The 9,237-nt window shown below is 70.5% G+C and carries 10 protein-coding genes and 3 tRNA genes; 8 read left to right on the top strand and 5 right to left on the bottom strand.

The window, feature by feature from the left end; translation table 11 throughout:
* The 3 genes from CCL05_RS15660 to purS all read right to left on the bottom strand — a co-directional run.
* A partial coding sequence (locus CCL05_RS15660; protein ID WP_244204284.1) for an AIR synthase related protein occupies nt 1-678 on the bottom strand: 678 nt, incomplete at its 3' end.
* The gene (gene purQ, locus CCL05_RS15655) at nt 675-1,355 is read right to left on the bottom strand and encodes a phosphoribosylformylglycinamidine synthase subunit PurQ (RefSeq protein WP_086561119.1); all 681 of its coding nucleotides are present in this window, start codon (nt 1,353-1,355) and stop codon (nt 675-677) included. The genes CCL05_RS15660 and purQ, both read right to left, overlap by 4 nt.
* On the bottom strand, nt 1,352-1,615 hold the full coding sequence (purS, locus tag CCL05_RS15650) for a phosphoribosylformylglycinamidine synthase subunit PurS (protein WP_010045045.1): 264 nt from the start codon (nt 1,613-1,615) through the stop codon (nt 1,352-1,354). The genes purQ and purS overlap by 4 nt, the downstream gene beginning before the upstream one ends.
* A gap of 267 nt (nt 1,616-1,882) precedes the next feature.
* Between purS and CCL05_RS15645 the strand changes: the two genes are divergently transcribed.
* The 8 genes from CCL05_RS15645 to CCL05_RS15610 all read left to right on the top strand — a co-directional run bounded on the left by CCL05_RS15645 (nt 1,883) and on the right by CCL05_RS15610 (nt 6,478).
* On the top strand, nt 1,883-2,200 hold the full coding sequence (locus CCL05_RS15645; protein WP_010045046.1) for a histone-like nucleoid-structuring protein Lsr2: 318 nt from the start codon (nt 1,883-1,885) through the stop codon (nt 2,198-2,200).
* Between the two features lie 134 nt (nt 2,201-2,334).
* Nucleotides 2,335-2,406: transfer RNA gene (locus CCL05_RS15640), tRNA-Gly, on the top strand.
* An 82-nt stretch (nt 2,407-2,488) separates the two neighbouring features.
* Nucleotides 2,489-2,561 (top strand) — tRNA-Gly (locus tag CCL05_RS15635).
* A 130-nt stretch (nt 2,562-2,691) separates the two neighbouring features.
* Nucleotides 2,692-3,663 (top strand): ABC transporter ATP-binding protein, encoded by a 972-nt coding sequence (locus CCL05_RS15630; RefSeq protein ID WP_086561118.1) that lies wholly within the window; start codon nt 2,692-2,694, stop codon nt 3,661-3,663.
* Nucleotides 3,660-4,463, top strand: coding sequence for an ABC transporter permease (locus CCL05_RS15625; RefSeq protein ID WP_086561117.1), 804 nt, complete (start codon nt 3,660-3,662; stop codon nt 4,461-4,463). The genes CCL05_RS15630 and CCL05_RS15625 overlap by 4 nt, the downstream gene beginning before the upstream one ends.
* A gap of 22 nt (nt 4,464-4,485) precedes the next feature.
* A complete protein-coding gene (locus tag CCL05_RS15620) occupies nt 4,486-5,763 on the top strand; it encodes a sensor histidine kinase (RefSeq protein ID WP_086561116.1) in 1,278 nt (425 codons plus the stop codon).
* Nucleotides 5,760-6,380, top strand: coding sequence for a response regulator transcription factor (locus CCL05_RS15615; RefSeq protein WP_086561115.1), 621 nt, complete (start codon nt 5,760-5,762; stop codon nt 6,378-6,380). The genes CCL05_RS15620 and CCL05_RS15615 overlap by 4 nt, the downstream gene beginning before the upstream one ends.
* Before the next feature lie 22 nt (nt 6,381-6,402).
* Nucleotides 6,403-6,478, top strand: a tRNA-Gly gene (locus CCL05_RS15610).
* A gap of 63 nt (nt 6,479-6,541) precedes the next feature.
* Here CCL05_RS15610 and CCL05_RS15605 read toward each other — a convergent pair.
* Both CCL05_RS15605 and CCL05_RS15600 read right to left on the bottom strand, forming a co-directional pair.
* A complete protein-coding gene (locus CCL05_RS15605; RefSeq protein ID WP_086561114.1) occupies nt 6,542-7,441 on the bottom strand; it encodes a phosphoribosylaminoimidazolesuccinocarboxamide synthase in 900 nt (299 codons plus the stop codon).
* A 69-nt stretch (nt 7,442-7,510) separates the two neighbouring features.
* Nucleotides 7,511-8,986, bottom strand: a complete 1,476-nt coding sequence (locus CCL05_RS15600; RefSeq protein ID WP_086561113.1) for a N,N-dimethylformamidase beta subunit family domain-containing protein — start codon at nt 8,984-8,986, stop codon at nt 7,511-7,513.
* Nucleotides 8,987-9,237 lie beyond the last annotated feature (251 nt).

Genomic DNA, 9,237 nt, shown 5'->3' with positions numbered 1-9,237 from the left:
GCCCGTACGGGCCCCGTACAGGATGACCTTGTTGCCCGCGCCGGACGCCTTCGCGAGGTGGATGTCCTCGTGCCGCATGACGCCGATGGCGCCGGCGTTGACCAGCGGGTTGCCCTGGTAGCAGGAGTCGAAGACGACCTCGCCGCCGATGTTCGGCAGGCCCAGGCAGTTGCCGTAGCCGCCGATACCCGCGACGACACCCGGCAGCACGCGCTTGGTGTCGGGGTGGTCGGCCGCACCGAAACGGAGGGGGTCCACGACGGCGACCGGGCGCGCACCCATCGCGATGATGTCGCGGACGATGCCGCCGACACCCGTGGCCGCGCCCTGGTAGGGCTCGACGTACGACGGGTGGTTGTGCGACTCGACCTTGAAGGTGACCGCGTAGCCCTGGCCGACGTCCACGACGCCCGCGTTCTCGCCGATGCCGACGAGCAGGGCGTCGTTCTCGGGTGCCTTCTCGCCGAACTGGCGCAGGTGCACCTTGCTGCTCTTGTACGAGCAGTGCTCCGACCACATCACCGAGTACATGGCGAGCTCGGCTCCGGTGGGCCGGCGGCCGAGGATCTCGACCACGCGCTCGTACTCGTCCTTCTTCAGGCCCAGTTCGGCCCAGGGCAGCTCGACGTCGGGGGTCGCGGCCGCGTGCTCGACCGTGTCCAGAGGCGTCCGGCTCATGCGTTGACCAGCTTCTTGAGGATCGAGGTGAAGAACGGGAGGCCGTCGCTACGACCGGTGCCGATCAGCGGCTCGACGGCGTGCTCGGGGTGCGGCATGAGGCCTACGACGTTGCCGGCCTCGTTGGTGACACCCGCGATGTCGTTGTTCGAGCCGTTGGGGTTGACGTCCAGGTACCGGAAGGCGACCCGGCCCTCGGACTCCAGCGCGTCCAGCGTGCGCTGGTCGGCGACGTACTGCCCGTCGATGTTCTTCAGCGGGATGTGGATCTCCTGGCCGGCGGTGTAGTCGCTGGTCCAGGCCGTCTCGGCGTTCTCCACCCGCAGCTTCTGGTCACGGCAGATGAAGTGCAGGTGGTTGTTGCGCAGCATCGTGCCGGGCAGCAGATGGGCCTCGGTGAGGATCTGGAAGCCGTTGCAGATGCCGAGCACCGGCAGACCGGCCTTCGCCTGCTCCAGCAGGGGCTCCATCACCGGCGAGAAACGGGCGATGGCCCCGGCGCGCAGATAGTCGCCGTAGGAGAAACCACCGCACAGCACCACGGCGTCGACCTGCTTGAGGTCCTTGTCCTTGTGCCACAGGGCGACCGGCTCGGCGCCCGCGAGGCGGATCGCGCGCTGCGTGTCCCGGTCGTCCAGACTTCCGGGGAAAGTGACGACGCCAATACGAGCGGTCACTTCACGGCCTCCGCGACTTCCTCGACCCGGACCGTGAAGTCCTCGATCACGGTGTTCGCGAGGAAGGACTCCGCAAGATCGTGAATGCGGGCGAGGGCGGCCTCGTCGACCGGCCCGTCAACTTCCAGTTCGAAACGCTTTCCCTGGCGGACGTCCGAGATCCCTTCGAAACCCAGCCGCGGCAGTGCGCGCTGCACCGCCTGGCCCTGGGGGTCGAGGATCTCCGGCTTGAGCATGACGTCGACTACGACGCGTGCCACTGGCACTCCCGGTGTGTGGTGCTGAGCAGGTTCCTTCAGACTACCCGCACAAAAATTCTACGCGCGTCGACTTGTAGGAAACTACGTGACGGTCATCACGATCCCGCATCGACGGACCCACACACGAAAATTTCCGGGAAAGATTCCGGGTCGACACCCGGAACCTATTGCGTTCGGACACGCAGAAGGATTTAGTCGAGTTTCACAATGCATTGCCAGGCACTGTAGAAATGAATTGGCAAGTGCCGCAGGAAGGGACCGATATTCGTGGCGCAGAAGGTCGTGGTCACTCTCTTTGACGACATCGACGGCTCGGAAGCGGCGGAAACGATCGCCTTCGGACTGGACGGCAAGTCGTACGAGATCGACCTGAACGAAGTCAATGCCGGCGAACTGCGGAAGGCGCTCGCGCCCTACGTCGAGGCCGGCCGCAAGCGGTCCCGCTCGGGCCGGGCGTACCGGCAGACGGAGGTCGCCCCCGACCCGTCGGCCGTGCGGGCCTGGGCCCAGGCCAACAAGATGGAGGTCCCCGCGCGCGGGCGCATCCCCAAGAAGGTCTACGAGGCGTTCACCGCCGCCCAGTGACGGGCCGGTGAGGCCGGGCGGACGACCGGTCACCCGCCCCTCGCGGCAACCGACTTGCGCAGCACCCCGGCTGATCAGCTAGAGTCTGGAGCACGCCGAGGGGCGAGGCCGAAAGGCCCGGCTCACGGAAACATGCGGGTGTAGTTCAGTAGTAGAACATCCCCCTTCCAGGGGGAAGGCGCAGTGTGCGATTCCTGTCACCCGCTCTGCATCGCCAGTACCGACCACTCTGGTGGATCAGGTAGGCTGGTGCCCGCACCGATCGGTGAGAGCCGGTCGGAAGCATATGCGGACGTAGCTCAGTTGGTAGAGCGCAACCTTGCCAAGGTTGAGGTCGCGAGTTCGAGCCTCGTCGTCCGCTCGGGAATGAGACCCCGGTCCTTCTGGATCGGGGTCTTCTTCGTGTTTCCCCCTCCGCTTCTGACATTTGTCATGCCGAGTGATGACAGCGCGCACTGCTTCTGGGGCCCCGGGGCCGGGACGCTGAAGACATGGAAACCAACGGACACGAACACGTGATTGAGGTCACTGACCTGCGGCGTGTGTACGGGGGCGGGTTCGAGGCGGTCAGCGGAATCACCTTTTCCGTACGACGCGGGGAGATCTTCGCCCTGCTGGGCACCAACGGCGCCGGCAAGACGTCGACCGTCGAACTGCTGGAGGGCCTCGCGGCGCCCGCGGGCGGCCGGGTGCGGGTCCTCGGGCACGACCCGTACACCGACCGGGCCCTCGTACGGCCGCGGACCGGCGTGATGCTCCAGGAAGGCGGCTTCCCGTCCGAGCTGACCGTCGCGGAGACCGCGCGGATGTGGGCGGGGTGCGTGAGCGGGGCCCGGCCGCCTGCGGAGGTCCTGGCGCTGGTCGGGCTGGAGTCGAAGGCGGGCATCCGGGTCAAGCAGTTGTCCGGCGGCCAGCGGCGCCGGCTGGACCTGGCGCTCGCGCTGCTCGGCGACCCGGAGGTGCTCTTCCTGGACGAGCCGACCACCGGGCTGGACGCCGAAGGCCGCCGCGAAACCTGGGAGTTGGTGAGCGCGCTGCGCGACGGCGGTACGACGGTGCTGCTGACCACGCACTACCTGGAGGAGGCCGAGAACCTCGCCGACCGGCTGGCGATCATGCACGAGGGCCGCATCGCCACCACCGGAACCCCGGCCGAGGTGACCGCCGCCGAACCCTCGCGGATCTCCTTCGAGCTGCCCGACGGCTACTTCGTCGGCGATCTCCCGCCCCTCGGCGAGCTGGGCGTCACCGGGCACGAGACCGACGGCCGGGCCGTCCGGCTCCGCACCCACGAGCTCCAGCGGACGGCCACCGAACTGCTGGTGTGGGCCGCGCGGGCCCGGGTGGACCTGCGCCGCCTGGACGTGCGGCCGGCCTCCCTGGAGGAGGCGTTCCTCCGCATCGCCAAGGACGCCTCCGCGCACCGGACCACGGGGACGACGACGAAGGAGTACGCGGCATGAGCGCCACCCTCACGACGCCCCGCCCGGCACCGGCCGCGACCACTGCGCTGAGCCGGATGACCGCTCTCGCCCGCGCCGAACTGACCCTGCTCGGACGGACCAGGGGCGCGCTCGTCGCGGCGCTGCTCGTACCGCTGGTGATGCCTTTCAGCGTGCGGTCGGCGGCCGAGGAGATGGACCTCGCCGAAGCCCGGCTGAACACCGGCACCCTGGTGCTGCCCGCCGCGGTCGGCTTCTCCCTGCTGTTCGCCGTGTACTCGGTGCTCGTCGGCACGTTCGTCGTCCGGCGTGAGGAACTCGTCCTCAAGCGGCTGCGCACCGGTGAGCTGCGGGACGTCGAGATCCTGGCCGGTGCCGCGCTGCCCGCCGCCCTCACCGGACTCGTGCAGTGCCTGCTGCTCACGGCCGGCTGCACCGTACTGCTGGACCTGTCCCCGCCGTCCGCGCCCCATCTGGCCGTCGCCGGGCTGCTGTTGGGGCTCGTGCTGTGCGCGGCCCTGGCCGCGGCCACCGCCGCCGTGACCCGGACCGGCGAGAGCGCACAGGCCACGCCCATGCCGCTGCTGCTCGTCTCGATGCTGGGCTCCGGCATGTTCGTCCCGCTGGAGCTGCTGCCCGACCGGCTGGCCTCCGTCTGCGAACTGCTGCCGCTGACGCCCGTCGTCACCCTGGTGCGCGGCGGCTGGACCGGCGATCTGCCGGTGTCCGAGGCGCTGGGCGCCCTCGCGACGGCGATGGCCTGGATCGTCATCGCGGTGTTTGCTGTACGGCGGTGGTTCCGCTGGGAACCGCGGCGCTGACCGAAGGGGGAGTGACGGGCTGATGCGCGGGCCGGGCAGGTGGTGGCGGCGGAAGAGCACACCGGAGAAGGTCGAGACCTACACGCGGTGGTCGTTCTACTTCTTCGCGGTGATGGAGTTCTTCTCCGTCGGGTTCACGTCCGCGGCCCCGCTGGGCACACGGCTGGGTGGTGCCGTGATGCTGGTGGTGGCCGTGCACGCCGCCCTCGCCTTCGTGACCGTGTCGCGGGCGGTGGACTGGACGCGTGGCCGCAGGCCCCAGCCCGTCGGGCTGATGTGGACCCTGGCCGCCGTCACCGCCGCGGTCTCCGTCGCCGCGATCGGCATCGCCGAGCACGGACCCGACGGTGAAAGCGTCGACACCGCCGCCGGTGGGGTCTTCGGAGTGATCCTGATCTTCGGTCCCGGCATCATGGCGCTGGGCGTCCGCGACCGGCGGCGCGCCTTCGGCATCGCGGGCGGCTTCGCGGCCGGTACCTGGGTCGTGACGTTCGCGCTCGGCGCCTCCGCCGTCACGGCACTCTTCACCGCGTTGATCGTGCTGATCGGCGGCGTGTTCATCGCCTTCACGGCCGTCTTCTCCGTGTGGCTGCTCAACGCCGTCTACGAACTCGACGAGGCCCGCGAGACCCGGGCCCGGCTCGCCGTCGCCGAGGAGCGGCTGAGGTTCGGGCGGGATCTGCACGACGTCATGGGGCGGAACCTCGCCGTCATCGCGCTCAAGAGCGAGCTGGCCGTGCAGCTCGCCCAGCGGGGGCGGCCTCAGGCCGTGGCGCAGATGGTCGAGGTGCAGCGGCTCGCGCACGAGTCGCAGCGGGAGGTCCGCGAGGTCGTGCGCGGCTACCGGGAGGCCGACCTCGCCTCGGAACTCGCCGGGGCGCAAGGCGTGCTGACCGCGGCCGGGATCGACTGCACGGTGAGCGGACGGACCCCGGCGGGGCTGCCGGCCGGGGTGCAGTCCGCCTTGGGGTGGGTCGTGCGGGAGGCCGCGACGAATGTGCTGCGGCACGGGGACGCGCGGCGGTGTGCGGTGCGGCTGGAGGTTCTGGAGGGGCGCGTGGTGCTGTCGGTGGAGAACGACGGGGTCGGCGAGGCCGGAGACGGGGAGGGTGCGTCCGGCTCGTCCGGCTCCGGGCTCGCCGGGTTGCGGGAGCGGCTGGCGGAGATCGACGGGACGCTGGAGGCCGGGCCGGCGGGCAAGGGGCTGTTCCGGCTGACGGCGGAGATTCCGCTGCCGTCGGCGCCCGCCACGGGCGAGCCCGTCGCCGCCGTGCCTGCTGTGAGTGAGGTCACTTCATGACGGCCGTAGAGCCGGTGCGGCTGCTGCTCGCCGATGACGAGCACCTCATTCGCGGGGCGCTCGCCGCGCTGCTGTCGCTGGAGGACGACCTCATGGTCGTCGCCGAGGCGGCCACCGGGCCCGAGGCGCTGGCGATGGCCCGGGCGCACCAGCCCGACGTCGCCGTTCTGGATCTCCAGATGCCCGGCGCCGACGGTGTGAAGGTCGCCACATCCCTGCGCACCGAACTGCCCGGCTGCAAGGTTCTCATCGTCACCAGCCACGGGCGGCCCGGGCATCTGAAGCGGGCGCTGGAGGCCGGGGTGCGGGGGTTCGTGCCGAAGACCGTGAGCGCGCAGCGGCTCGCGGAGCTCATCCGCACGGTGCACGCCGGGAACCGTTACGTCGACCCGGAGTTGGCCGCCGACGCGATCGCCGCCGGGGACTCGCCGCTGACCGCGCGGGAGGCCGAGGTGCTGGAACTCGCGGCCGACGGTGCGCCCGTGGCGGAGATCGCTCAGCGGGCCGCGCTGTCGCAGGGGACCGTGCGGAACTACCTGTCGTCGGCCGTGTCGAAGCTCGGGGCGGAGAACCGGCATGCCGCGGTGCGGCTCGCGCGGGAGCGAGGTTGGGTATAGTGGTTCCCGCGCCACGGCGCATGCGAACGTAGCTCAGTTGGTAGAGCGCAACCTTGCCAAGGTTGAGGTCGCGAGTTCGAACCTCGTCGTTCGCTCCAGTGAGAAGCCCCCCGGCTCCGGCCGGGGGGCTTCTCCGTGTCTGCGGGTTCTCCGTGCGGGTCCTACGACCAGCTCGTGCCGGTCAGGCGCTCGTACGCCTCCACGTACTTGGCGCGGGTGGCGTCGACGACCTGCTGCGGCAGCGCGGGCGGCGGCTGCTCGCTCCCCCGGTCCCAGCCGGACTCCGCCGAGGTCAGCCAGTCGCGGACGTACTGCTTGTCGTACGACGGCTGCGCGCGGCCCGGCTGCCACGCGTCGGCCGGCCAGAAGCGGGAGGAGTCCGCGGTGAGGACCTCGTCCGCGAGGACCAGGGCGTCGCCGTCGAAGCCGAACTCGAACTTCGTGTCCGCGAGGATGATGCCCCGCTCGCGGGCGATGTCCCGGCCCCGGGAGTAGACGGCGAGGGTCGCCTGGCGCAGCCGGGCGGCGGTGTCGGCGCCGACCTGGCGGGCGACCTCCTCGTAGGAGACGTTCTCGTCGTGCTCGCCGACGGCGGCCTTGGTGGCCGGGGTGAAGATCGGGGCGGGCAGTTCGCTGCCGTCGACCAGGCCCTCCGGGAGGGCGAGGCCGCAGACCGTACGGGACTCGTTGTACTCGACCAGGCCCGAGCCGGTCAGGTAGCCGCGGGCGACGCACTCCACGGGGACCATCTGGAGCGACTTGCAGACGAGCGTGCGGCCCACCCAGTCGGCGGGGGCGCCCGCGGGCAGTTCCGTGCTCAGGACGTGGTTCGGGACCAGGTCGGCGAGCTGGTCGAACCACCACAGGGAGAGCTGTGTGAGGACCCGGCCCTTGTCGGGGATCTCCGTCGGCAGCACCCAGTCGAATGCGGAGATGCGGTCGCTGGCGACCATCACGAGGTCGCCCGCCTCGTTCTGGTACAGCTCGCGCACCTTGCCCGTGTGCAGGTGCACCAGGCCCGGAACCTGGATCGGCTCGGGCTTCTCTACGAATCCGGACACGGTTCCTCCCCGTGGTTCTGTCCTGTCGGGTTGATTCTCCCGTATGCGGGGCTGATCCCGGACAGTGGGTCAGTCGCGTTTGCAGATGCGGTCGAGGAGGTTCGCGGTGGCCCGCTGGATGCGGGCGTCGACGTGGCCGGGGCGGTCTAAGGCCGGGGTCCAGGCGAACGTTCCGGATGCGAAGACCCAGGCACCGGAGGGTGCGCGGTACAGGGACGTCTCCTGGTGGCGGGCCGTGCCCTCCTTGTCCGTGTACGGCGAATGGGCGAGCAGCACCCGCTCCTCGTGCTCGGGCAGCGGGGAGCGCGGGAAATAGCGGTCGGCCTCGCCCGCCACCAGGCCCTCGATCTCGTCCGTCTCGTGTGCCTCGGTCCCCTCCCACAGCCAGTGGCCCGCGTTGCGCACGATGAGGGGGTGGGGCACGGGGACGTGCCCGGCGTACTGGATGCCGATGAGCTGCTGCTCCGCCCGGTCGATCTCCCGCCACAGCACCGGCTTGCCCGGGCCCCTGCGTTTGCGGCAGGTCAGCAGGCGGTCGGGGACGCCGGACGGGGACGGGCCCAGTTCCACCCGCCAGTACATCGAGTTGGCGGAGAGGAAGACGAGCGAGGTGCCGGCGTCTCGGGCGCGCTCCACGGCCCCGCGCATCGCGGCCGACCAGTACTCGTCGTGGCCCGGGAAGACCAGGCCGCGGTAGCGGGTGGGGTCGACGCGGCCCGCGTGCAGGTCGCCGGCGGTGGCGTAGGCGACGTCGTAGCCGTAGCGCTCGGCCCAGCGGATGAAGTCGTAGGCGTGCCCGACGTGCAGGGGGAGGCCCGCGCCCGCGTACGGGCGGTCGAAGGAGACGGTGGTGGCGGCCTCGGACTCGCCCAGCAGCCGGCCCTGCTCGTCCCAGGCGTGGTAGAGGCTGGCTCCGGTGCGGCCGTCCTCCGGGTAGAGGTTGTACGCCTGCCAGGTGATGTCGGGCAGGACGAGGAGCAGGTCGGCGGGCTGGTCGTGGCGGACCGTGAACGGGACGTGGGAGCGGTAGCCGTCGGCGGTGGTGAGGACGGCGACGTACGCGCCGATGTTCCAGTACGACGGGATCTGGAGCCGCCAGGAGAGCCACCAGTGGTGGCAGGAGACCGTGCGGTCCGCCGTGAGCGGCGGGGGCTGCACGATGCCGGACAGGCGCGGGCTGGTGGTGATCTTCGCGGCGCCGTCACCGCCGTAGTGGCCGATGCGGTAGATGTCGACGCCGAACTCCTGGGGCGGGTCGACGGTGATGTGGAAGTCGATGGCCTCGCCGGGCGCGACCGCGCCGGTGGAGGTGAAGCCCTTGATCTGGCGGTGGACGTCGTCGGCCGCGCGGGGGCCGCCGGAGCGGCTGCCCTTCTTCGGGGCCTGGGCCGGGTCCTGGTCCACGTACCAGGGGACGACCTGGCCGCTGTCGTCGAAGTACGTGACGTTTCCGCGCAGCCACGGAACGGGGCCCTGCCCGAAGGGATCCGTCACGGCGTGCGCCAGCGCTCCCGACTCCCAGCGGCGGATCTGCTCCGAGCCCATGGTCGCTTCCCCTCCCCTTCGCCCCCGTGGCTGTGCGTGCTGTGTGGTGCGCTGCGACCTGTGTGGTTCTTTCGTGCCTATGTGTTTGTCGTATGTCGCAAGCCCTTGCCATGTGCGCGAACGGTCCAAGCACATCACATAATGCGCGCACTTCGTTACGGTTCGTTTTGAATTGGCCAGAAACGGAAGCGGGTGCTCCGGGAGTCGGCCCGGTGGGTCAGCCGAGCCGGACCGGCTTCTCGGGCCGTATC

This window comes from Streptomyces africanus (genome assembly GCF_002150735.1).
Lineage (GTDB): Bacteria > Actinomycetota > Actinomycetes > Streptomycetales > Streptomycetaceae > Streptomyces > Streptomyces africanus.
Note: the sequence above shows the minus strand (reverse complement) of the source record. Positions and strands in the feature narration are given on the sequence as shown.